Here is a 22,922-nt window from a genome sequence, read left to right on the forward strand (position 1 = left end):
CCGCCCCGTTTTTTGAAAACCATAAAATACTCTGGTGCCAATTATGGAAAAGAATATTTACATTATTAAAACCCAAGAAGTGTTTGATGCCATAGTCGTAGGCTCGGGCATTACCGGCGGCTGGGCCGCCAAAGAACTTACCGAAAAAGGTTTGAAAACCTTAATGGTCGAACGCGGCCGCCCGGTGGAGCATCGCAAAGATTATATTGGCGAGGGTGTTAAAGCCTGGGAGATGCCCTTTCGCGGCAAGGTAGAAAACAAACTCGGCGACGAAGAATTTAGTGTGCAAAAAAAATGTTACGCATTTAATGATGCGACTAAACATTTTTTTATGAATGACAAAGACTATCCCTACAGCACCCCAAAAGATAAACCCTTCGACTGGATTCGCGGCAATCAGCTGGGCGGTAAGTCGCTGCTCTGGCATCGCCAGTCCTATCGCTGGAGCGATTTAGATTTTAACGCCAACGCCAAAGACGGCCAGGGCGTAGACTGGCCCATTCGCTACAAGGATTTAGAGAGCTGGTACGACTATGTGGAATTGCACGCGGGTATTAGCGGCTCGGTAGAAAATATTCCAGTGCTGCCCGACAGCAAATTTTTACCGCCGTTTGAAATGAACGCGGTGGAAAAAGAAATGAAAAAGCGCATCGAAAAAAAGTTCAGCGACCGCAAATTAATTATGGGTCGCTGCGCACATCTCTCAGTGCCCGCGCCCCAGCACACCGCGCAGGGGCGCATTCAATGCCAGGCGCGTAACGAATGCCAAAAAGGCTGCTCCTTTGGCGCCTACTTTTCCACCCAAAGTTCCACGCTACCCGCGGCGCTCGCCACCAACAACCTAAGCATTGCCACCAACAGCATTGTGCACAGCGTGATTTACGACGAAAAAACCAATCGCGCCACCGGCGTGCGCGTGATTGATGCCGAGACAATGGAAACCCGCGAGTATTACGCCAAGGTTATTTTCCTCTGCGCCTCCACCCTGGGCACCACGCAAATTATGCTCAACTCCGTGAGCGAAACCTTTCCTAATGGCATAGCCAACTCCTCGGGGGTATTGGGCCACTATTTAATGGATCACCTCTACGGCGCCGGTGCCAGCGGGCGCGTTGAAGGCTTTGCCGATGACTACTACTCGGGCCGTCGCCCCACTGGCATTTATATGCCGCGCTTTCGCAATGTCATTAAAAAATATGACAAGTTTTTGCGCGGCTACGCCTTTGCGGGCGGCGCCGAGCGCGACAGCTGGCAGAGCTTTGGCGCGCGCGACGGCCTGGGTGCCGAGTTTAAAAACTCTATAAAACAGGCGGGCAGCTGGACCTTTGGACTGCACGGTTCGGGCGAAATGCTGCCCAGTTTTGACAACAAAGTTTCACTGCACCCAACCTTAAAAGATAAATGGGGCATGCCGCAGTTGCACATTGAATGCAGCTATTCAGACAACGACCACAAAATGTTTCAGGACATGGCCGACACAGCGGCGGAAATTTTAGAGGCCGTAGGCGTAAAAGATGTGGTCAAGAAAATTGCCGCCTACGATGGCTGGAACCCGGGTTTATCAATTCATGAAATGGGCACAGCGCGCATGGGCCGCGACCCCAAAACCTCGGTGCTCAATGGCTATAATCAAACCCACGACATCCCCAACTTATTTGTCACCGACGGCGCCTGCATGACCTCCGCCGCCTGGCAAAATCCGTCGCTAACTTACATGGCAATTACCGCGCGCGCCGCTGACTATGCTGCTCAATTAGTAAAGTCAGGCAAGGTATAATTTTAAAACTCGCAAAAAATATCAACGATAAAAATTAACGACTAGGAATTCACTATGAAATTTTCTACCAAACCTTTAACCAAAACCCTACAGGTCATTTCTATGGCATTAATTACCAGTGCCAGCGCCGCCAGCTTTGCCGCCGACACCAAAGCTGCACCCGCCGCGCCCGCGCTCACATCCCCCGAGCTAAGCGTGCAACTCTGGTCGATTAAAGATGCTGTCAACGCCGACTTTGAAGGCACCCTCACCCAATTAGCCGCCATGGGTTTTCAGGGCGTAGAATTTGCGGGCAGTTTTGGGAAATATGAAAAAGACCCAAAAGGCTTGAAAGCATTTCTTGATAAGACAGGGCTTAAAGCCTCCGGCGCTCATGTTCACTTTGATAAATTCACCCCCGAAAATTTTGATGCGACCGTTAACTTTTACAAAGCAATTGGTTGCAATTATTTAATTATCCCCATGGATCAACGCGCATTTACCGTCGAGGGAGCCAAAGCAGTCGCCGCTGATCTCGCCGCGCTGCAAGCGAAACTCGCCCCTTTGGGCATGCACACCGGCTATCACAATCACGAGCCTGAAATGCTCGGCGAAAAAGGCAAAACCCCTTGGGATGTGATAGGCACCAACACCAGCAGCGATGTAATTTTGCAGCAAGACGTAGGCTGGACTGAAGTAGCAGGCAAAGACCCTGTCGACGTTATCAAAGCCTACCCAGGCCGCACCATCACCACCCATTACAAGGCCTCGGCACCGAAAGAAGGCAACACCGAAGACCCTATCATCGGCAAAGACACCACAGACTGGAAAGCACTGATAACCGCCAACAAAACCTACGGTGGCACACTTTGGTTGGTGGTGGAGCAAGAGTCTTACCCAGAGGGTATGACGCCCATGCAAAGCGTTGAAGCCTCACTCAAAGGCCTGCAAAAAATCATTGCGGATATGCACTAAGCCTATTAAAAGCCTAGGCTGACGAGCTAATAAAGCGCACTCGCGTGTTACGCCCAACAACGCTAAACGCAGCTCAAGAAAACACTTAACACAGCTACCCAAGCACTGCTTAGGTGGCTGTTTTTTTACCGGCCCTCCCTCGCCTTATTAACATTTCTTTAACCCCCATCGCCCTGATTAAGCTTTGCAAAATGCCAGTGCTATAGTAGTTTGGCATTCAACACAAAAAATGTAACCGCTTACATTCTGCGCTTGCGCTTAAAACCACTCTCGCGTAATGCGGCCATTTACCACTTCACCCACCGCAGACTCATGCTTAGTTTGCATCTATAGCGATAACAATAATCACCAGAATGCGTACACAAACACCCATAAAAACACCAACAAAAATACTAAAAAAATAAGAGGCATTATGATTTCTTCATTACTACAAAAATTGCACCAACACCCTAGCATTAAGACCCGCGCGCTCAGTCTTTGTATGGCATTTGGTTTCAGCCTCCTAGCTACCTCAGCCAGCGCCGAACCAGATCCCAACTTCCATATCTACCTCATGTTTGGTCAATCTAATATGGAAGGCGCTGGCAAAATTGAAACGCAGGATCGCGTCACCAATCCCCGCGTTAAGGTAATGTCAGATTTAAACTGCAGTAACTTAAGCCGAACCTATGGCAACTGGTATCTTGCATCGCCCCCGCTCAACCGCTGCTGGAGCGGCCTAGGCCCAGGCGATTACTTTGGCAAAACCATGGCTGACGCAATGCCCACCAGTGTCACCATAGGCTTGGTACCCGCAGCTATTTCAGGCATTGCGATTGAGTTCTACCAAAAAAGCGCGCCGCTTGGGCGCAACAATACAGACTTTCCACCTCAATTTAATGGCGGCTATGAATGGTTGTTGGATATGGCGAAAAAAGCGCAAAGCGCGGGCGTCATTAAAGGCATTATTTTTCATCAGGGCGAAACCAATAACGGCGACCCCCAGTGGAAATTCAAAGTAAAAGAAATCGTCACCCACTTGCGCGCCGACTTAAATATTGGCGATGTGCCCTTTTTAGCAGGAGAAACCCTCTACGCGGATTATCAATCCTGCTGCAGTTTGCACAATGTACAAATCAATAAATTGCTCACCGAACTCAGTAACACCTTTGTTATTTCAGCGGCGGGCTTACCAGGAGCAGATGAAGCACACTTCACCTCGGCTTCCTATCGCGAATTTGGCTATCGTTATGCAACGGTCATGTTGGAAAAAATAAGTTACACCAGTGACATTAATAGCAGCCTAAACACAATATCAAGTGCTGCAGCGTCTGTAGCGGCAAGTAGCACAACAATAAGCAGCGCAAGCTCAATCACCCCCAGTTCAAAAGCCACAAGCTCTGCAGCTGCAAACACGCCAGCCAAAAACAGCTCTGGCGGCGGCGGCATAAATTGGCTAATGTTAATTTTACTCGCGGCAGTGGCTTTGCCTCGGTCGCGTCGCACCAAATAACAATACTTTTAATCAGTGAGCACATCAGCCATGAAAAAAACTACCCTTTACGCCAGCCTTATTGGTCTGGCTCTTGCGCCTTATTTATGGGCAAAAAGCGAAGCGCTGCATCAACTCCCCGCCCACGTGGGGGGGCGTGTATTAATTGAAACACAAGCCAATAAAGACCCAGCCTATCGCTACTCTTGGCCCGGCATCTATTTTGAAGCAGCCTTTAACGGCGACTCACTCAACCTAGAATTTGATGACGACCAAAATAATTTCCGCCTGTTGGTGGACAACGCTGAACCCATCATTATAAAAAAGCCAGGGAAAACGACCTACCCCGTTAATAATTTAACCCCCGGCGCGCACAAGGTTCGTCTCGAAAAACTCACAGAAACCCAAGGGAGCACCGGTCGCTTTAACGGTTTCTACACGACAGGCAAGGCATTGACCATCGCCAAACGTAAACGTCAAATAGAATTTATTGGCGACTCCTTTACCGTAGGCTATGGCAACACCTCAAGCTCACGGGAATGCAACAACGAAGAACTCTTTCAAACCACCAATACCCAGCTCGCATTTGGCCCCCTAACCGCCAAGGCGCTCAATGCAGATTATCAAATCAATGCCTCATCTGGCTTTGGTATAGTGCGCAATTACAACGGCGGCTCGCCGGATAAAAGTCTACTCTCGCTCTACCCATATACCTTAAATCAAAACACGCATCGCTATGATAAAAGTACTTCCGCTAACAGCGCGAAATGGCAACCTCAGGTTATCGTTATAGGCTTGGGCACCAACGATTTCTCCACACCGCTCAATGCCGATGACCGCTGGAAAACACGCGAAGATTTGCATAATGATTACGTCAAGACCTACGCAGACTTTGTAAGGTCACTACACCGTAAAAACCCCAAAACACAGTTTATTTTAATGGCATCAGATCAAACGGAAGGTGAAATTGCCGCGCAAGTAGAACGTGTAGTCGAAAACGTGAAAACAGATAAAACCATCAAGCTAGGTAAGATTATTTTTACGGGCTTGAATTACTCAGGCTGCCACTGGCACCCCTCCACGCAAGATGATGAAAAGCTAACACAACTGCTAATCGAATATTTAAAGTCTGCGCCAAATGCATGGCGTTAGAAATTTTCGTTTAGTATAAAAGAGCGCGGCGGTAAAAAAGCTACCACCGCATCATTAACTTTCAGGCCGTATTAGATAGAAACCTCATCTTAGGCAGAAAAAAGTAAGGCAATTAAGATAAAAAGGTCTCAATTGGCTCGAAAAATAGTGAGTTTTTCAACAGCATTGGCGGAACTGAGAAGTTCAGCGGTTTGCTTCTCGAAACGCGCCCCACGACCGCAATGTCTGTCATGCCGTTCACCACCATTTGAATATTACCCAGTAGCACATCGAAAATGTAGTTATCACTCACTGAGTGATAACTACTAAAAAACTCTACGGCAACAAATCTATTTCACGCTGCGTAACATCTGCACTTGCATGCAATTGTGTTTTTCCTTTACGTAACCTCCGCTCGCCTAGCAACAAAACAATCGGTGCTGCAATCAATATCGATGAACTGGTACCAATGATTATTCCAAATAACATGGGCAGTGAAAAACTGGAAACGGCGCTGCCGCCTGCAATTGCCATGGGTAAGAGGGCGAGGAATGTTGTGACGGAAGTAAACACCGTGCGCGTTAAGGTGGAGGTGATGCTTTCATTGAGTAATTGCACGAAGGGTTTGTCGGGTGATAGGCGCAAATTTTCGCGGATGCGATCAAACACCACGACTTTGTCATTCACCGAATAACCAATTAACGCGAGCAATGCGGCTACGGCGGTAAGATTAAATTCCACGCCGGCGAGCGCAAAAAAGCCGATGGTTTTGGTTAAATCCAGCGCGAGGGTAATGGTCGCGGCCAGCGCAAAATGCGATTCAAAACGAAGCCACAAATAACCCAACATGCCCAAGCCTGCCAAAATAATTGCAAGGATGGTGGCATCGCCAAAATCACCGCTCACTCTTGGCCCAACCATCTCTACCCGTGGAAATTCTGCATCGGGCGAGATGGCCAGAACAGCAGATTTAACGGCTTGTATACTTGCACCATTGGCGACATCTTCCGCTGACTGCATCGGCATGCGCATTAAGTAATGCCCCTCTGCCCCAAATTCCTGAATCGCCATAGGCACAGTATCTTGCGCGGTAAATACGTTGCGCAACTGCGCGATATTAGTCGCGGGGGCGGTGACCTCAATCACCGTACCGCCGCTGAAATCGACACCGTAATCCAATCCCGGACTGAAAAATAAAAATACCGAAGCGAGCGACAATACAGCAGATGCGATCAAACCAAAAAAGCGCGCGCGCAAAAACGGAATGGTATTTTCACTGATGCGATCCAACAATTTAATACCGGAAATATTGAGCGGTTGTTTGCCCAATTTCTCGACACGCCAGTCCATAACCAAGCGGGTAAATGAAATCGCGGTAAACATAGAGATTAATAAACCCACCGCCATAGTCACCGCAAAACCGCGTACCGGGCCGCTGCCAAATAAAAACAATAAGCTGATGGCGATTAGCGAGGTGATATTGGAATCGAGAATAGTGCTGTAGGCGCGCTGAAATCCGGCGCGCAGTGCGGCTTTTGCGTTTTCACCGCGCCGCGTTTCCTCGCGGATACGTTCATTAATTAAAATATTCGCATCTACCGCCATGCCGATACTTAAAATAAAACCAGCAATACCCGGCAGCGTGAGGGTTGCACCCAACAAACTCAACACACCAAAACTCAAACCTATATTAATCGCCAAACCAGTGCAGGCGATTAAACCCCAGCGGCCATAAATTCCCACCATAAACGCCAGTACTAATAAGGCGCCGACAATACCGGTGCTAATCCCCATTGCAATCGCATCGCTACCCAGATCTGGCCCTACCGTTCGCTCTTCAATCACGTTTAAGGGTGCAGGCAAGGCACCGGCGCGCAACAATAAAGCCAAATCATTTGCGCTGGCGCTGGTAAACGAACCGCTAATTTCACCGCTGCCACCTTGGATTGCACTGCGAATTACGGGCGCGGTCACTACACGATCATCCAATACAATCGCGAGTGCGCGGCCAACATTGCGCTTGGTCATATCGCCAAAACGGCGCGCGCCTTCGGTATCTAATTTAAAATTAACCACCGGTTCGCCGGTTTCCTGATTAAACGCTAAACGCGCATCGCTGATGTGTTTTCCCTCCAATGCGATTCGCTCTTCCAATTGATAGCGTTCACTGGGCGAATCGCCTTGCACCGAAATAATTTTTCCGAGCAAGGCGGATTTTTCATTCGCTACCCAATGAAACGTCATACGTGCCGTGGTGCCCAACAGCTCGCGAATATGCTGCGGGTCACTCACGCCGGGCAGCTGCACTAAAATGCTGTCGCTGCCCTGGCGCGTAATCATCGGCTCTACCATACCGGTTTCATCCAAGCGGCGGCGCACCACTTCCAAACTCTGCTCCACCGCATCGCGCACGATTTGCTCGTGCAGCGCTGGGTTTTTATTGGCAGTTAATTCACTGGTATCCACTTCCAATAACAAATGCGAGCCACCGCGTAAATCCAACCCGAGCGTTAATTGGTTTTGCGTGTACCAACTGGGTAATTTTTCTAATGCAGAATCCGACAATACATTGGGCAAAGCACAGAGCAGCCCAAATAAAATAATCAGGCCATAAACAATCGCCCGCGAAAAAAATGTTTTCATCGCTAATACTCCACCATGCCTTCTCCCTTCACTCGTATGAACGAGTAAAAAAGGAAAGCAAAAAAATTAAATTGTTTTTAAAACGGGAGTGATTAAACGAGTGGCGGTGCGCGCGGAGAATTGAGTGCCAGCAATTGCCGCAGGCGGAAATGGAAAGATTGAACAGTAGGGTATTGAAATTTAATCGTAAAGGGCAGCGCGATAATATGCTCGCTGGCGGTTAACAGCCAAATGTGATTGGCGGGTTCAGGCGATGATTGATTATGAGTGCGTTTAAATAAGCGTTTTAGTGCGAGCGTTGTTTCGCCGTTAGCGAGCAGCGGCATATCCACTGCAACCTTAACACCGCTACGCCCGGTATCGCTGCCAACATGTTTGATTTGATCGCCAAGGCTACCCAAAGCCAATAGCCACAAAAATCCGACAGCTAAACACCCGCCCCAAAAGAGCCTATTAAAGGTATGCGATGGCATGGGAGAGTGAAAAGGCATATGTGCCGCCGAAGCTTGAAGTGAGTATGATATGGGTCGGGCTTTTGATGATTCAAGGGATGCAGAAAAAATATACATCCACGCCCCTGAAAGATATCGTAGCTGTCACCTGCTATTAATGAGAGCCAGCATATAGCCATTCCCTTCACCTGAGCAACAAATCTAGGGTCAGAGTAATATTAAATGAACATCCACCCCACAGCCGAAATAGGACACTGAAAGACAGCTAGGTGCCCAAAACGTACCTTATATAGATAGCTTTCTACTTTCGTATTTAATACAAAAAATCAATTAGTAAAATATTAAACGATACCTTACTCGTAACTTAAATAATTACGTCATCTTATATGGAGATTACGTACGCAGATTGCCACCACCAATCTGACTTGCCTCCCTAAGTAATAAAGTGTATTGTTTCAGTTATGAATAAATTTCCTTTCTTTTTTTACATCACAACAGACGTGGTGCAGCGAAATAACGCTGCTCGCGCCTTTCATATTTTAGGCGATTAAGTTTTTATTATTACTTAATCGCCCGCCCTGACAATTCAATTAATTCCACTTATATTTTGTTGCCTTCTTAAGGCAGCTAGTGGCCTTCTTTTATCTATATTTTAGGTGAAGCAAAAAATGGCTATTGCAGAATGCAGTGCGCTTATTATTTCCGATCACGACTATCAACGATTACTTCCATTAACGGAAAAGTATAAAACTGCAACAGCAGAGCTGCTTGAAGATGAACTGGGTCGCGCAGACGTTGTGAGTTATGTAAATTTCCCTGCGGATGTTGTTGCAATGAATTCGTGCGTTACATTTTTAGATTTGAGTTCAGATGAAAAATCTACTGTTAGTCTAGTGTATCCACAGGAGGCAAACATTGACGAAATGAAGATTTCCATCCTCTCCCCTATTGGATGTGCACTTATTGGTTTGAGAGTGGGCGGAAAAATTGATTGGCCTTTGCCGGGCGGTGCCATTAAGTACCTACAAGTAGTTACCGTTGTTCAAGCAGAAAAACTATGAATCTTAATTTAATGACAGAGGGGTTATTATGAAGGTGGTTAATGGACGGCTATAAAAAATATTTGCTCATATGGTGATACACAGTTTTGGCGAGTTAGAGTTTAATCAAGAAAGCATGGGGGGTCAGACCGATTTATGGAAAATTTTTATTGCAATATTTTATGATGAAAGTTAGCTGTCGCGTTTGAATTTTTAATCCCCATTAACCACCCATGCCTGCAGCAGGCCTTACCTTTCTCTCGGCAACTGCCCCTGCGTTGCCGAAAGAAAAGTGACTCGCCAGCGGGCGAAATGACGACCAACTTTAATAATAACTGCTATCGATATAAGACTAATTAACACCCGTTCTTGGCCGATTTTAAAATAAACATCAATATGTCTTCGCAATTTGATCAGCGCATTATAAATTTTACCTCCCATTATTCAGTACGTTTTTTTTGATGAGTTTTACAAAACCCCCACTTAACTATAGACTCCAGCGACTTCTTACTTACACTTTTATTCCTAATTTCAGCAGGTAGTTATTCATATGGTCGTTAAGGCGTTAAGAAACGGGTTGGGCATGGTTATTGTGTTCATCAGCTGGCTTACCAACCCTAAGCCAATCAAACGTGCTGCGGCTGAACAAGCGGATGCACAGGCTAAAACAGCGGGTTTGGCGCTGTATCAGCGCTATGCTTGTCCTTTCTGTGTAAAGACTCGCCGTGCGATACATCGGTTAAATATTAATATTGAGATTAGAGATATTAAGAATACAGCGTATCGTGATGAATTAATCGCGCAGGGTGGCCGTGTTATGGTGCCTTGCTTGCGTATTGAGGAGGGCGGTGAGGCTAAGTGGCTTTATGAGTCTAACGACATTATTCAATTTTTAACCACGCGGTTCGGCTAAGTAGAGGTTCGCGCAGTGTTATGTATTTAATTATTTACTCGGTATTTTATGCAGCTCATTGAAATTGATAAGGCGCGCTATAACAAACACCTAAAAATAGTATTTGTTGGCTGTGCCCTTGGTTTAGCTGTGGGCAGCTTGGCTTTAGCGCAAACGCTAATAGCTATTTTCCCCGATGAAAGTGGCAGTCATTTTCATTGGAATTTATTGGGCGTGGTAGTTAGCGCCGCCATGATTATTTGGCTGCTCAATAAATATCGTCGGCATGATTTTATGCGTGAGGTTACTTACGTCTGGGACTTGAAGCAGGCGTTGAATAAAATAACCCGGAAAATGCCGAGACTGGAAGCCGCTGCACTTGAGGGCAATAGCAATGCGCTACTGGCGATGCAATACGCTTATGCGGGTTCGCGTTTGTTGTGGCAGCTAGACGACAATACGCTCACGCTGGATGACTTGGCGATTAAGCAGCAGGAACTTAATCGCTTAGCGGAGAAATTTCAGGTGACTTTGCTAGTGGCTGATTACAACGAAGCAATTTTAGCCGAGTTTTAGTCTTAGCAGCAGTCTAGTCTTAACCGCGTTTTAGCATCTTCTGCCGCTGCCGAAATTAGCCGCTTTTTTGACGCGCTTTTCTTGCAGTCGTGCTGCATCGGTCAAGTCTAATTCGGCTGGCTCACCCGGCTTATCCTCATCAGGCACCACGCGATCTCTAGGTGGGTGCTCAAATTCTTGCGCGGATGCTTTGGGCAGGTTTTTATACTGATACAAATAAAAGCCCTCTACCTTTTCGCGCGCCCAGTCAGTTTTCTTTAAAAATTTCACGCTGGATTCAATGCTGGGGTTGGCTTTAAAGCAATTGATATTGAGGTAGGCGTAGAGAATTTCAAAGCCATAGTGATCGACTATTTCGTTTAATAATTTTACTAAGCTCAACCCGTGTAGCGGGTTGTTTTTAAAATTGATGTCATCGCTCATGTAATGGCCCGCTGCTAAAGTGGAATTAATTTTTATCGAATTAAATTTCAAGATACTGCGGCCAGCCTAATAATGGGTGCAGCATGCTGTGTTTGTATTCAAAGGTATCGCGTTTTTCGGGGGTGGCATTTTCAGCTAAGAGTTTTTGGTAGCGCTTAGCGAACTTCAAGGTATCGATTATCTGCTGAATGAAGTTCTTGCCGAGATCTGCGCGAATAGTGGCGGCTAGCTCCTTAGGTAAGAGGTCCAAGGCGGTCTGCAATTGTGTGTTTAAAAATTCTTCATGCAGCCAATTGTCTTGCAGCTCTAGGTTTTTTAGCCGGTGCTTTAAGTCTTGTTTTACTTTCGCGCCATTGCAACAAACTCGGTAGATCAGCGCTTCGGCGAGCATACCTTCAAGGTTAAAGAAATCTGAGTCATCTAGCGCGCTGGGGTAGAAGAAGGTTTCTTTCAGTGTGGTGATCGCTTGGTCTTGTTGCCAACGCTGCAGCGCCTGCTCATAGTGACGCAGGCCCAGCCATTGATCCTCATAGGGCGCGCTTGCGATATTGGCAAGCAGGTGTGCGTCTACATCACCGTAGAGAGATTTATTGTTAGCGTTGATGAGGCTAACTTGGGTGAGCATGCTCCAGCCTTTTTGAAAGGGTTTTACGATACCTTCTGGGCTGGTGAGCACCTTGAGTGCGGTTTCAATATCCTGCTTGGAAAGCTCTGCCAAACCTAAGCTGGCCACACCGATAATGTCTTGTGCCGCTTGCTCCAACAAATCCATTTTATATTTATTATAAAATTTGTCGGCAAATTTTAAGCTCATCAAAACCGCTTTGCTTTTTATTTGCTCAAGGTGTTCTGCGTTTAAGCGTTTTTGTTCCAAGCCATAGGAGATTACCTGTGTTAAAAATGGGCCTTGGGGTGAACTTCGTAATGCTAATTGCATGGCAAGCCTGCTGTTTAATCTGGAGAGTCTTAATATAAAGAGCCTTTATATAAAGAGCCTTTATAGTAAGACTCTTTATATGGTACGTCTTAATCTAGAAAGCTAAACATATCGTCTACTTCGGCGTATTCATCCGTAGCGGTATTTTTGTCTTTTGCTTGCATTACCAGCTCGGCAGCAAATTTATTAATAATCAATTCCCAGCCTGAGCTTTCATTGCGAATTAGGTTCTTAATGTCATTTTCTACTTCCGGGGTTAAATGTCGAATTAACGCCAACAAACTGCGCGGATCATCATAGCCAAGACTGTGCTGGTCTTCGCTTGCATTGCGCTCGACATAGGTTTGTGCCTCTTCTAAATCTAACTCTTCTTCATGTAGGCTTGATGTTTCTCGGTGGTACATGTCGTAATCTTCGTCGACGACTTTTTCGCCGCGATAGAGTTCGATAAAGGGGATCGATAAATAAAATAAACCTGCGCTATCTTCGGCAACGCATTGTAAAATTTCTGCTCTTTTTTCATCGCTGTCTTGGCTGCGAATTAAGTAGGTTAAAAATTCAAAGGTGTGCTGCTTTAATTCATCTGCATTGGTTTTTATTTTTTCTTCCCAGTAGAGCGGTTGCTGGCAGACTATGTCGCGAATTTTTTCAGGCGTCATGAGTTCGGCAATAATCGACGGAAAGGACAGATCGTGCTGACTGTTTATTTGCGTCAGGGTGACAATATCAATAGCTTCAATCACTTCTATCAGCTGGGCGTCTGACATGGTGCTGGCCATTAGCTCAAATTTTTTGCTGGCTTGTTTTGGCTCTACTGTTGCAAGCTGTTTAATTTCAGTGGCGGCTATTTCAATTAGGCTATTCATGTGCAACCTTTTCCGTTAAAGATAGTTTCTTGTCAGTAAAAAAATATCATCTTAGTTAAAAGAAATTTCGTCGTATTCATCATCATTCGCGTTGCCGTCTTCTTCGCCACGACCTTCGTAATCGTCATGGGCGTAATTACGGTCGCTGTCATCGTCTTCTTCGTTATATTGATCATCAGCTGGTTTGGCTTTGCCCGGCTTGGCATTGTCGTGCATCAATAAATATAAAACAGCACAGGCTTCAATTAAAAGCTCTTGGTCAAACGCACGTACTGCTTTAACAAGACCCAAGTCATCGTTATTAAATGCCACGGATACTTTGAACTCATCCCATGACGGCATGGCATTGGTTTTTAGCCAGAGCGACCATTGTTTTCTGGCTTCATCGCTAAATTTAATCCGGCCAAACAGAGCAACCGGTAAATACTCGGGCAATGATTGCAGCATGCCGGGGTCGGCCTGCAGAATTTTTTTCATTTGCGCCGTGTAATTGCTTAGCGCTTTAGGTTGCTTTGGGTCGCTATAAGATTCGATGTTTTCATGTGCGTCGGATTTTAATTGCTGCAGGCGTGCTAGATCAAAAGCTATATTCATAGGGGCGATTCGTTAAACCATCTAGTGTGTTGGATAATATTGATCCCACAGCTCGCGCATGGCAGCTGTTGGGTCTGGAACTATGACGTTCTTGAAGTCTTTGATAAAGGCGGCGCGCTTTTTGGGGTCGCTCAAAATATCGTAGGCCTCTTGTACGCGCTGGAGCTGCACACCGGCATGACGTTTTTCATCATCGGTGTGCGTGAGCAATTTGTCAGGATGATATTGGTTGGAGAGTCGCCGGTAGGCTTTTTTAATCTCTAGTTCCGAGGCGGTTTCTTTGACGCCCAAGACACGAAAGTGATTGATCATAAATCCCCCTGTTTCACCTGAAAAATAGGCTAAGGATATAGGTTAATGAGGCCGCACTTCAGGCAGTATCGACATTGGCGCATAGGGTATAGGATGAAGAAGACAAAGTCGCGTCAAACCTAGAGTTATTCGTCTAAGGTTCGCGTACACTTCATATCGTGACGTTATTTGTAAGCCTTCGCGCTCCAATCTTTAGAGAAATTACTCCATGTTAAACCCCGAAAAACCACGTCTTCCGCGTGCGCTAATCGTCGCTGTGCACTTAGACGGTGTTAGCGATACTGAATTTAACTCGTCCTTGGTCGAATTGGCTGAGCTGGCAAAGACCTTGGGCTTGGAGGTAGTTGGTCAATTTACGCAGAAGCGTGCCTCTTTTGACTCGGCGGCCTATATCGGCGCTGGGAAACGCGAGGAGATAAGAGAATTCGTAGAAAGGCAGCAAGAGGCTGCCGATAGGTTGTCCCAGGCTGATGCAGACGCGGCGAATGATGCGGTGGAATTCATTCTTGTCGACCATGAGATTTCGCCGTCCCAAGCGCTCAATCTTGAAAATGAAGTGGGTTGCGAGGTGATGGATCGCACGGTGGTGATCCTCGAGATTTTTCATCGCAATGCCAGCTCACATGCCGCAAGAATACAGGTGGAGATCGCACGCCTAACCTATATGGCGCCGCGCCTGCGTGAGGCGGCCAAGCGCGATGGCCCTTCAGGTCGGCAGCGCAGCGGTACCGGTGGGCGTGGCTCAGGTCAGTCGCGCAGTGAAATGGACAGCCGGAAGGTGCGCGACCGTATTGCTGAGCTGCAAAAAGAGATTGATGCTATGGCGGCGGGGCGTGAAACCCAGCGCGCCCAACGTTTGGGCCAAACGGCGCTGGCCCAAGTGGCATTGGTCGGCTATACCAATGCGGGTAAATCGACGTTGATGCGCGCATTAACCGGCAAAGATGTTTTGGTCGCGAATAAATTGTTTGCCACGCTCGACACCAAGGTGCGAACTTTGCACCCGGAAACTGTGCCCAAAGTATTGGTGAGCGATACGGTAGGGTTTATTAAAAATTTACCCCATGATTTGGTGGCCTCCTTTAAATCAACCTTGGACGAAGCCCTTAACGCATCGCTGTTATTGCATGTTATTGATGCTGGCGACCCTGACTTTGAGGCACAGTTAGCCGTTACCGATAAAGTATTGGCCGAAATTGGCGCCGATACTGTGCCGCGCATTCGCGTGTTCAATAAAATTGATTATCTACCAGATGCTGCCGCACAAGCAGAACGCAGCGCAGAGCTGCAGGTGAATTACCCCGGTTGTATTGTGCTGAGCGCGCGGCGCGATGATGATATAAAAAACCTGCATCAAACCCTTGTGCAATTTTTTCAAAAGGATTTAATGGAGTCAGAGATATTTTTACCCTGGTCAGCACAAGAATTACGCGGCGAAATTTTTGCTTCTTGCGACGTGCTTGAAGAGCGCGCTGATGCGGCGGGTGCATTTTTTCGTTTGCGCGCCACCGCTGACACTGTCGCAAAACTGAGCAAACTTGCAGAGGATGCCTGCTTAGGTTTGTCTAAACATTAATCGGTGAATAGGATTATGCAATCAGACGCCAAAAAACTGGTAGAGAAACACAATAATCTCAATCACTCCGAACTCTTGAAAGTGGTCTCACATATTCAACGAGAGAAAGGTGAATGGATTTTGCACACGCTCATGATGGAGGGTTGCAATGTGCCTTTTAAATTCAAGCGCAAAGGAAATTACCAAAGTTTAAAAGGTGCCCGAGTGAATATTACCTACTACCCAGAGCAGGAAGTTGTCGCAGGCATCACATTTGAAATCATGAAAGTCGTGCGAATCAAAAGAGGATAAGACAGGCAAGACCGAGAAAATCTTTAACGTAGATAAGAAAAAAGTGCTGATCAATTAACAATAGTATTGCGCCGTTAAGGCATGGTTATTCATCAAATATTTTCCTTGAAGAGATTGGGCATTGCTGCCCAACCTATTTTTGGTTGAAAGCCACGCCCAGCTTTAAACTGCAACGTTTCATCGAAGCTTGTCACCTAAGCTTTTTACCGCAATGAGCACCCAACCCGCGCTCTTCGTTTTCCATTTAACACTGCGCCGACGAAAGTCGAGCGAATGAATGCATCGTAAAGCACGAGAGATAGTGAAAGAGTGATTGCGCAAATTGCAACTAACTTTATTGACCAGTGTAGCGGCAGTTCGGCAAAGGCGATTTGCAACCAAATAACAATGGGTAAATGGATGAGGTAGAGCCAATAGGATGCGTCGGCAAGATAGCGCACCATTTTGCTTGAGCGATTAAAGCAGCGCTTAAATAACCCAATGGTGAGAGCGACAAGCGACCACATCATAAGCGCATAGCTGAATACAAAACCAATTTTAAACAGATGATAGTGCGGATGCGCGAATTGCATTTCGAATCTAGTGAGCAGGCATGCGGCAATTATAGCAATTACGCAGAGCGCACTCTTGCCCCCGGTTAAACGACTAAAGTGCTCCATCAATGTTGCCTGGCGATGGAGCAGCCAACCAAAGAGAAAAAAGCCACTATAGATAAGTGCTGCCGGAATATGCGGCATAAGGGTTTTATCTGGCGTATCCATACCCCAGTGATCCATAAACCATAGACAAGCCGCCGTAGGAATAGCAACAGTCACAATGGCGATGCGCGAGTTGCACAACCAATAGGTAATGACGTCAGCTACTTGAGTCAATTTGTTTTTTAGCGGTGTGTGCTGCGTTAAAAGTAAACGCATTGATACGACGCTTAGACTGATCAATAACAGGTAATATAAAAACCAAAGGTGTGTGCCAACCAGTAAATTTTTTGGTAGTTCACCCAGCGTTGCGAATCCTGTTTGCAATGCAGTAAATATATTCACCTCACCGCGCATACTCTCCGCACCCATGATCCAGCCGGACACCAGCAATGGGCGCAATAAAAACCAACCGATCACAAATGGAATTGCGATTCGCACCAGACGCGACTGAAAAAAATGGGCGCCACCTTCACGGTGAAAGGTCATGTGACTGAAAAATCCGGCAATGAGAAAAAATAACGCCAAGCGGAAGGAGTGACTCACTAGCATAAACACCGGCACCAGAGAGCTAGTCGATATATCCATAACCGCCCAACCAATAAAAATGGGCATAAAGGATATGCTGGCGTGAAAAATAATGCCTAACATTAGCGCAAAGGCGCGGGCTGCGTCTAAATAGTCGAGCCGCTCACTTGATGGGGATGACATATTCATAGTGTTTTTTCAGTTGATGAAGCGTGAATTAACCTGAGCCTGTTTTTTTACTGCCATCACCCGGCTCTCATGCTTTCCGGGTGATAAGTGTTTATTAATAGAAGCTCACTTCATCCAGCGAGAACTCAAAGATACTTTTTTGCAAACCAAAGGCGACAATACTCAAGCTGGTGATGGTTTTTGTATTGAGTGTTGTCTGTTCCGACCAGGCGCGCTTCATAGTGGCGAAGGGAATTTTCACCTCGTGAAATTTACCGTCGGCAGTGACGGTGATAGGTGCAGCGTGGTAGTCAAAATTGGTGATCTCTGTACTATTAGCAGAAACAGTCAGGCTACCGGTGTTAACTTTTATCAGCAGTCGCACGCCTTCAAAGGCGCTCGCATCCCGAGGTAGACTTTGCGCATCAAGCGGCAACACGATACTTGCCCAACCCGGTTGTCCACGCGGTGGGATAATGTCACCCTTAGCGGTGAGAATACCCTGCACCACTTCTTGTGCGGTTGTGGTGCTGCCTCCCGCAAGGGAATCGTTTAAGAATTGGCGTGGAATGCCTAAATTGTTATTACTGGCGTCATTAAAGTCATCGACTATCGGATTTAGGTTGCCACCAAAGCTAGTGCAAGAAAAACTGAAGAGTGCGGCGAATGAAAGGCACTTGATAAGGCTGAGGGCTGTTGTGTTAAGTGTTTTCATAAATAGGTATCCATGTTTATCAATTTAAAGGTTTAAAGGTTGCGGCTATTAAAAGGATAATTAACCGTTGCGATCACGCGCCTGTGGCGGTTTGTGATAGTCACAATCATTAAGTGCCTATCGCTCGCGAGAAGGTGACAAAAAAGTTGAAGAACGTAGCAATTGAGTGAAAAAACATTTTTTGATGGATTTTTGAAAAATTCATGTCACCTTTAATGGCGAGCTAGGCACTTAATGGTTTCGAAATAGAGATTAAGAGCAATGAATATTTTTAAAAAACGAAACCGCATAATTGATACAAGCGATGCTGCCTTGGTGATGGCCTCATTAGGTGGAGATCGCAATGCCTTTTGCCAAATTGTGGCACGCTACCAAAACTTGCTGTGCTCCCTAGCCTACTCATGCGTTGGGGACCTAAAGCACAGCGAGGACATAGCGCAAGAGGCTTTTATCGAAGCGTGGAAAAAACTCGACTCCCTCAAGGACCCAGAAAAATTAAAGTCGTGGCTGTGCGGGATTCTTCGCTTTAAAGCGAGCCATTTTCGCCGCAAAGAAGCAACGCAGCCGATAACAGGTGCCGACGAACTGGATGAGCAAGGCGCAGGGCAATCCGCTCAGGCGAAAATGGAAGACGAGGCGATCAGTGCACAGGAGCAGACGCTGCTGTGGCAGACGCTAGAAAAAATGCCAGAAACCTATCGCGAACCCTTGATCTTGTTTTACCGCGAACAACATTCGGTGGAGTTTGTCGCCAGTCAGTTAGATCTATCGGAAGACACGGTAAAACAGCGGCTATCGCGTGGACGCAAGCTACTCCAAAAAGCGATGGTGACCTTCGTTGAAGACACCTTAACCAAAAGCAAACTGGGCGCTGAATTTACCCTGGCCGTGCTGACCGCCATCAACAGCATTTCCCCGCCAGCAAAAGCAGCAACACTCGGTGCTGGCGCGGTAAAAACAGGGTCATTGTTTAAGTGGGGCAGCCTTCTAGTTACGCTGGCTTCTGTCTCTGGGGTGGTCAGTTCATTTTTCGGTTTGAGGGCTGCGTTTGACCAGTCGCGCACTCAGCGCGAGCGTCACCGCGCCATCCTGTACGTCGCGCTCTTTTTGGGGATTGCCTTGGTGTATGTAGCGGGCATGTTTGCGCTGAAGTACATAGCGTTGCATGACGCCGGCAATGCGGGCATTTACGCCGTAATTTCGCAGCTTGTGGTGCTGGGGTTTGTGGTCAGCTATATCACGTTGGTGATGCGCATGCTGAAGGGTGGCAGGACACTCAGAGCCCAAGAGCGGATATTTCATCCGAGTGCGTTCCAGGGCGAGATGGATCAGGTCAACGCGCCACAACGTGAATACAAAAGCCGCTTTTACCTTGCAAATGTACCTTTATTTCATTTTCGTTTTGGTGCGCCGGAGCAGGGAGATAAACCTGTAGTTGGCTGGATAGCAGGAGGCGACCGCGCTTATGGATTGCTGTTTGCTTGGGGTGGCGTTGCAATTGCACCTGTCAGTGTTGGAATTATTTCTGTTGGCTTGATAAGCGTCGGCGCTGTGGGCTTAGGGTTATTGGGGTTGGGAACTGTTGGGATCGGCGTTATTAGCTTTGGTGCTTCTGCAATAGGTTATAAGGCCTACGCCTCCCTTTCAGCATTAGGCTGGGACAGTGCCTTGAGCGCGGGGTTTTCTATCGCCCAAGAAGCGGCGCTTGGGCCTATTGTATTCGCAAAACACATCAACAGCGAGCAAGCTGCTGACATTGCCAACCTAGCCCTTATGAATCAAAGCTACCTGTGGATTTTAGCCGCGATTGCCATAGTGGTCATTGTGCCTGCTGTTTGGCATTCGAATAAAGTGCGCCAGAGAATGAGAAAAAAATAGACCTATATTCAGCAATTTTTTGATGCGGTTTAACTGTGGGGTAAGCGGGCTTTGCGCTGTTTTCCTCAGCATTCGAACTTTCACTATTGGCCGTTCTGTGTCCTTCGGCGGCTTGCTTCACACTGCAAGCTACATACATGCTATTTGGCCGAACCTAGTAATAGCTCTCAAGGCAGATGCCGCGTTGACTTTCACCATACATTCGCCCGGTCGTGTATTATTTCCAGAATAGGAAGGGAAATAACACGTTTTATGAAAAAGTGTTATTTGTATCCTGGCTGTTTTGATAATGCTTGGCTATGGATATCTAATAAACGGCGATTTCGGATAATAAGTGCAATTGGATAAAGGAGGTTGTGTTCGGGAAAATGAAATCTATACCCTTAATTATTAAAATAGTGATATCCATTATCGCGGTGATTTGCTCTTTTGTATTTGTACCTTGGCTAGCGGGTTGCGCCTACCTGAAACCATTACCCAAGACTATTCAAGAACAAGTCACCGACGCCATTAACTACGATATAGATGGCATGATTGTTTATGTAGACAAAAAAGGAGAAAAAACTGAGTTTTATTCCGCAGGCTGGAAAAACAGGGAGAATAGAATTCCTGCTGACCCACATGCACTGTTTAAAATTGCCAGCATTAGCAAGTTATATATCGCCGCTGCCACTGCAAAACTAGTCAGCACGAATCAATTGTCATTAGATCGCACTCTTTCCGACTATTTGCCTCAAATTGCAGTAAGAATAGAAAATTCAGAAAAAATCACACTGCGAATGTTATTGCAGCATAGAAGTGGAATCCCTAATTTTATTGATGACCCCGAATTTTCTTGGGAAAATCTACCAGCGAAAGCTGAGGGATTTTTAAAATTCTTAATTGATAAACCTGCTGATTTTGAGCCAGATAATCGGTACCAGTACTCCAATTCAAATTATTTGTTGATTGGCAACATTCTAGATAAAACTTTGGGGTATAGTCACCACAAATATATAGAGAATGAAATCCTTAAGCCCCTTAAATTATTGCACACCTATAATTTGTTGAGCGAAGTCAATCTCAATAGTCTTACCAGCGGCTATCACATTGGATATGACGGGGATTTAAAACAGCAAAATTATGTAAGCCCTGGCGGCTCAATGGTTGCAACAGCACAAGATGTCGGAATTTTCTTACGGGCATTGAATGATGGCTCATTGTTAAATGCTAATGAGCAAACTATTTATTCTTCCATCTATGCGTACGAACATACTGGCTTATTAGGAGGCTATTCGAGCATTGCTCGGTATCACAAAGATATTGATACAGTCATTATTCAGTTCGTTAACACGAGTGGCGGAAATTCATGGATGATATCCGAAATAATCTACAGCCGAATTTTGAAAATACTACATAATCGGATTGACCCTTGAACCAATATTTGGCGCCCGCACAGGAAATTTACATGTCGTACGCCAAATCGGTAGGGAGTCTACTTTTTGTGAATAAGATCTTTTGAATTGAGCTTCCGCTATTGGCCGTTATGCGACGTAATGGACAAGGTGTTTCGGCTGAGCCAGCATGAAAGGTCGCCTCCGTGACCAAAGCGGAAGTTGACGTAACTATTAATATGGTTCACTGAAATACTGTAACTAAAAAAATTAGGTATAAAAAGGAGGATAAGGTTTTGAGTTTCGTCAAAAGACGATATAGCCATTCGTTGGTTTGATCATCAAGATACGGAATGCTAAAGGCTGGTGAAAATTATTTCAATTTATAGCGAAACCAAAGTTTAGCTTCTTAATAGCGAAGTCATTGCTGACACGATAATCGAATCGCTCAGTGTAGAAGCAGATTTCAGAAGCGATTCTCATCGCCCATGAGCGTTGCGATATTCTCGTGGCGAACAATTGCAATGTCGCTGAAAGGCCTCATTAAAGCGGCTGATTGAACTGAAGCCCGACTGTAGCGCAATATCAGTAATGACATTGTCTGTAGTAGTTAGCAAACGTTGTGCATGGGCAATGCGATGTTGAGTTAAAAAATTTATCAGCGTAGTGCCAAATGTTTTTTGAAATAAGTTCATGGCATAGCTGGAATGCAATTTTACTTCCTGGGCGATTTTGTCGATCGACAATTTGTGAACATAGTTTTGAGCTATGTAACAGGCCATTTGTTCTGCCTTACTTAATCCTGAATCGCTTATTCCGGATAAGTGCTTGGTTGTAGAGCTCGAGTTTTCTTCATTAGAAAAATGTAAAGCCATGCGTGTGATTCGTCCTTGCATTTCGAGACTGACTGCCTTATCAATCCCCACTTTATTTTCAGTTAAATCCTGAACCCATTGCGTAAAAAGACTCTGATCTGACTCCTTGCGTGACTTTTCACTATTTGCTAGCACCTTACCTTGCATTAACGCTTGCACAAAATGTTCAGGCAATTGCCAGTGCAAAAAATTATGCAGCGGAACTGTAGCAACAAAGTAAGGTTGTTGACTGCTAAAGTGAATGATTTGGTGGGGGATGGCTGCCCAAAAGAGGTTAATCATTCCTGCTTCTAAAGTAATTTTTTTGCCTCCAAACAAATAACTCACTGAACCTTCGGGTAAGTAATTTAATTCAATTTCATTGTGGTGATCAGGGCGTGACATGAGCGATGGTTGCCAGTAAACACAGCTAAGGCCATAGGGCGAAAAATCGCGCCGCGCAGGATCAAAGGAATGTGGAGTTGGAATGTGTGACATATCGAAATACCTAGAGTTGCTCCGCAGAGTGTAGCATCAGAAATAAGGTTTCAAGTAAATCAATGGTGAAGTCTTGTGGCGGTTTAAGCTGAGCTTACCATAATCGCGAATTCGGTAAATTACGCTCAGCCTTTTTAGTGTGGATTAACCATTTTTTTACTCTTGCATCACTGTTTTGATGAGACTGGTTGGAGAAGGTGTTTGCCGCAATGCCAGTATAGGCACTGGTTTTATGTGCTCCTGCGAACAAAAAAGCATTCAGCGATACTCTGTAAAAA

At 46.1% G+C, this 22,922-nt stretch carries 21 protein-coding genes; 11 read left to right on the plus strand and 10 right to left on the minus strand.

Translation table 11 applies throughout. From position 1 onward, the window contains the following. Window positions 1-43: 43 nt before the first annotated feature. From AC0KUT_RS16920 to AC0KUT_RS16935, 4 genes are all read left to right on the plus strand, one after another. Complete coding sequence (locus tag AC0KUT_RS16920) at window positions 44-1,777, plus strand: GMC oxidoreductase (protein WP_488831582.1); 1,734 nt, start codon at window positions 44-46, stop codon at window positions 1,775-1,777. 54 nt (window positions 1,778-1,831) lie between these two features. Then, complete coding sequence (locus AC0KUT_RS16925) at window positions 1,832-2,731, plus strand: sugar phosphate isomerase/epimerase family protein (RefSeq protein WP_488831583.1); 900 nt, start codon at window positions 1,832-1,834, stop codon at window positions 2,729-2,731. Between the two features lie 412 nt (window positions 2,732-3,143). Then, entirely contained in the window at window positions 3,144-4,223 is a 1,080-nt protein-coding gene (locus tag AC0KUT_RS16930) for a sialate O-acetylesterase (RefSeq protein ID WP_488831584.1), read from the plus strand. Window positions 4,224-4,253: 30 nt separating this feature from the next. Next, complete coding sequence (locus AC0KUT_RS16935) at window positions 4,254-5,354, plus strand: SGNH/GDSL hydrolase family protein (RefSeq protein WP_488831585.1); 1,101 nt, start codon at window positions 4,254-4,256, stop codon at window positions 5,352-5,354. Window positions 5,355-5,669: 315 nt separating this feature from the next. Here the strand turns inward: AC0KUT_RS16935 and secD are convergent, their stop codons facing one another. Then, window positions 5,670-7,976, minus strand: coding sequence for a protein translocase subunit SecD (secD, locus tag AC0KUT_RS16940; protein WP_488831586.1), 2,307 nt, complete (start codon window positions 7,974-7,976; stop codon window positions 5,670-5,672). A 92-nt stretch (window positions 7,977-8,068) separates the two neighbouring features. Then, on the minus strand, window positions 8,069-8,467 hold the full coding sequence (locus tag AC0KUT_RS16945) for a hypothetical protein (RefSeq protein ID WP_488831587.1): 399 nt from the start codon (window positions 8,465-8,467) through the stop codon (window positions 8,069-8,071). 629 nt (window positions 8,468-9,096) lie between these two features. Between AC0KUT_RS16945 and rnk the strand changes: the two genes are divergently transcribed. From rnk to AC0KUT_RS16960, 3 genes are all read left to right on the plus strand, one after another. Continuing rightward, window positions 9,097-9,489, plus strand: coding sequence for a nucleoside diphosphate kinase regulator (rnk, locus tag AC0KUT_RS16950; protein WP_488831588.1), 393 nt, complete (start codon window positions 9,097-9,099; stop codon window positions 9,487-9,489). Between the two features lie 562 nt (window positions 9,490-10,051). Beyond that, complete coding sequence (locus tag AC0KUT_RS16955; protein ID WP_488831589.1) at window positions 10,052-10,381, plus strand: glutaredoxin family protein; 330 nt, start codon at window positions 10,052-10,054, stop codon at window positions 10,379-10,381. Between the two features lie 48 nt (window positions 10,382-10,429). After that, window positions 10,430-10,936 (plus strand): DUF3087 domain-containing protein, encoded by a 507-nt coding sequence (locus AC0KUT_RS16960; protein ID WP_488831590.1) that lies wholly within the window; start codon window positions 10,430-10,432, stop codon window positions 10,934-10,936. A 30-nt stretch (window positions 10,937-10,966) separates the two neighbouring features. Here AC0KUT_RS16960 and AC0KUT_RS16965 read toward each other — a convergent pair whose 3' ends face one another. The 5 genes from AC0KUT_RS16965 to atcJ form a co-directional block, all read right to left on the minus strand. Beyond that, window positions 10,967-11,359, minus strand: a complete 393-nt coding sequence (locus AC0KUT_RS16965; protein WP_488831591.1) for a VF530 family protein — start codon at window positions 11,357-11,359, stop codon at window positions 10,967-10,969. Between the two features lie 40 nt (window positions 11,360-11,399). Continuing rightward, entirely contained in the window at window positions 11,400-12,296 is an 897-nt protein-coding gene (gene atcC, locus AC0KUT_RS16970) for a cold adaptation protein AtcC (RefSeq protein WP_488831592.1), read from the minus strand. 89 nt (window positions 12,297-12,385) lie between these two features. Beyond that, window positions 12,386-13,162: a hypothetical protein gene (locus AC0KUT_RS16975; protein WP_488831593.1), complete on the minus strand. Its 777-nt coding sequence runs from the start codon at window positions 13,160-13,162 to the stop codon at window positions 12,386-12,388. A 51-nt stretch (window positions 13,163-13,213) separates the two neighbouring features. After that, complete coding sequence (atcA, locus tag AC0KUT_RS16980; protein ID WP_488831595.1) at window positions 13,214-13,756, minus strand: cold adaptation protein AtcA; 543 nt, start codon at window positions 13,754-13,756, stop codon at window positions 13,214-13,216. Window positions 13,757-13,777: 21 nt separating this feature from the next. After that, window positions 13,778-14,068 carry a cold adaptation protein ActJcold adaptation protein ActJ gene (atcJ, locus tag AC0KUT_RS16985; protein WP_488831597.1) on the minus strand — a complete coding sequence of 97 codons (291 nt, stop codon included), beginning with the start codon at window positions 14,066-14,068 and terminating at the stop codon, window positions 13,778-13,780. Between the two features lie 208 nt (window positions 14,069-14,276). Between atcJ and hflX the strand changes: the two genes are divergently transcribed. Both hflX and AC0KUT_RS16995 read left to right on the plus strand, forming a co-directional pair. Further along, complete coding sequence (hflX, locus tag AC0KUT_RS16990) at window positions 14,277-15,644, plus strand: GTPase HflX (protein WP_488831598.1); 1,368 nt, start codon at window positions 14,277-14,279, stop codon at window positions 15,642-15,644. 15 nt (window positions 15,645-15,659) lie between these two features. Beyond that, window positions 15,660-15,935, plus strand: coding sequence for a hypothetical protein (locus AC0KUT_RS16995; RefSeq protein ID WP_488831599.1), 276 nt, complete (start codon window positions 15,660-15,662; stop codon window positions 15,933-15,935). A 203-nt stretch (window positions 15,936-16,138) separates the two neighbouring features. On the opposite strand, the gene AC0KUT_RS17000 is transcribed toward AC0KUT_RS16995, so the two are convergent. Further along, window positions 16,139-17,347 (minus strand): acyltransferase family protein, encoded by a 1,209-nt coding sequence (locus AC0KUT_RS17000; protein WP_488831600.1) that lies wholly within the window; start codon window positions 17,345-17,347, stop codon window positions 16,139-16,141. Window positions 17,348-17,441: 94 nt separating this feature from the next. Then, on the minus strand, window positions 17,442-18,041 hold the full coding sequence (locus tag AC0KUT_RS17005) for a CIA30 family protein (protein WP_488831601.1): 600 nt from the start codon (window positions 18,039-18,041) through the stop codon (window positions 17,442-17,444). A 261-nt stretch (window positions 18,042-18,302) separates the two neighbouring features. Here AC0KUT_RS17005 and AC0KUT_RS17010 point away from each other — a divergent pair, with 261 nt between their 5' ends. Continuing rightward, the gene (locus AC0KUT_RS17010; RefSeq protein ID WP_488831602.1) at window positions 18,303-19,919 is read left to right on the plus strand and encodes an RNA polymerase sigma factor; all 1,617 of its coding nucleotides are present in this window, start codon (window positions 18,303-18,305) and stop codon (window positions 19,917-19,919) included. Window positions 19,920-20,287: 368 nt separating this feature from the next. Then, window positions 20,288-21,334, plus strand: coding sequence for a serine hydrolase domain-containing protein (locus AC0KUT_RS17015; protein WP_488831603.1), 1,047 nt, complete (start codon window positions 20,288-20,290; stop codon window positions 21,332-21,334). Between the two features lie 437 nt (window positions 21,335-21,771). Here the strand turns inward: AC0KUT_RS17015 and AC0KUT_RS17020 are convergent, their stop codons facing one another. Then, window positions 21,772-22,551 carry a helix-turn-helix domain-containing protein gene (locus tag AC0KUT_RS17020; protein WP_488831604.1) on the minus strand — a complete coding sequence of 260 codons (780 nt, stop codon included), beginning with the start codon at window positions 22,549-22,551 and terminating at the stop codon, window positions 21,772-21,774. Window positions 22,552-22,922: the final 371 nt, after the last annotated feature.

The organism is Cellvibrio sp. 25HG11W-0, from assembly GCF_057815475.1.

What these genes read in the sequence shown, in the direction of transcription:
- AC0KUT_RS16920 (WP_488831582.1), top strand. Translation starts at nt 44, where the DNA reads ATGGAAAAGAATATTTACATTATTAAAACCCAAGAAGTGTTTGATGCC.
- AC0KUT_RS16925 (WP_488831583.1), top strand. Translation starts at nt 1,832, where the DNA reads ATGAAATTTTCTACCAAACCTTTAACCAAAACCCTACAGGTCATTTCT.
- AC0KUT_RS16930 (WP_488831584.1), top strand. Translation starts at nt 3,144, where the DNA reads ATGATTTCTTCATTACTACAAAAATTGCACCAACACCCTAGCATTAAG.
- AC0KUT_RS16935 (WP_488831585.1), top strand. Translation starts at nt 4,254, where the DNA reads ATGAAAAAAACTACCCTTTACGCCAGCCTTATTGGTCTGGCTCTTGCG.
- secD (WP_488831586.1), bottom strand. Translation starts at nt 7,976, where the DNA reads ATGAAAACATTTTTTTCGCGGGCGATTGTTTATGGCCTGATTATTTTA.
- AC0KUT_RS16945 (WP_488831587.1), bottom strand. Translation starts at nt 8,467, where the DNA reads ATGCCTTTTCACTCTCCCATGCCATCGCATACCTTTAATAGGCTCTTT.
- rnk (WP_488831588.1), top strand. Translation starts at nt 9,097, where the DNA reads ATGGCTATTGCAGAATGCAGTGCGCTTATTATTTCCGATCACGACTAT.
- AC0KUT_RS16955 (WP_488831589.1), top strand. Translation starts at nt 10,052, where the DNA reads ATGGTTATTGTGTTCATCAGCTGGCTTACCAACCCTAAGCCAATCAAA.
- AC0KUT_RS16960 (WP_488831590.1), top strand. Translation starts at nt 10,430, where the DNA reads ATGCAGCTCATTGAAATTGATAAGGCGCGCTATAACAAACACCTAAAA.
- AC0KUT_RS16965 (WP_488831591.1), bottom strand. Translation starts at nt 11,359, where the DNA reads ATGAGCGATGACATCAATTTTAAAAACAACCCGCTACACGGGTTGAGC.
- atcC (WP_488831592.1), bottom strand. Translation starts at nt 12,296, where the DNA reads ATGCAATTAGCATTACGAAGTTCACCCCAAGGCCCATTTTTAACACAG.
- AC0KUT_RS16975 (WP_488831593.1), bottom strand. Translation starts at nt 13,162, where the DNA reads ATGAATAGCCTAATTGAAATAGCCGCCACTGAAATTAAACAGCTTGCA.
- atcA (WP_488831595.1), bottom strand. Translation starts at nt 13,756, where the DNA reads ATGAATATAGCTTTTGATCTAGCACGCCTGCAGCAATTAAAATCCGAC.
- atcJ (WP_488831597.1), bottom strand. Translation starts at nt 14,068, where the DNA reads ATGATCAATCACTTTCGTGTCTTGGGCGTCAAAGAAACCGCCTCGGAA.
- hflX (WP_488831598.1), top strand. Translation starts at nt 14,277, where the DNA reads ATGTTAAACCCCGAAAAACCACGTCTTCCGCGTGCGCTAATCGTCGCT.
- AC0KUT_RS16995 (WP_488831599.1), top strand. Translation starts at nt 15,660, where the DNA reads ATGCAATCAGACGCCAAAAAACTGGTAGAGAAACACAATAATCTCAAT.
- AC0KUT_RS17000 (WP_488831600.1), bottom strand. Translation starts at nt 17,347, where the DNA reads ATGAATATGTCATCCCCATCAAGTGAGCGGCTCGACTATTTAGACGCA.
- AC0KUT_RS17005 (WP_488831601.1), bottom strand. Translation starts at nt 18,041, where the DNA reads ATGAAAACACTTAACACAACAGCCCTCAGCCTTATCAAGTGCCTTTCA.
- AC0KUT_RS17010 (WP_488831602.1), top strand. Translation starts at nt 18,303, where the DNA reads ATGAATATTTTTAAAAAACGAAACCGCATAATTGATACAAGCGATGCT.
- AC0KUT_RS17015 (WP_488831603.1), top strand. Translation starts at nt 20,288, where the DNA reads ATGAAATCTATACCCTTAATTATTAAAATAGTGATATCCATTATCGCG.
- AC0KUT_RS17020 (WP_488831604.1), bottom strand. Translation starts at nt 22,551, where the DNA reads ATGTCACGCCCTGATCACCACAATGAAATTGAATTAAATTACTTACCC.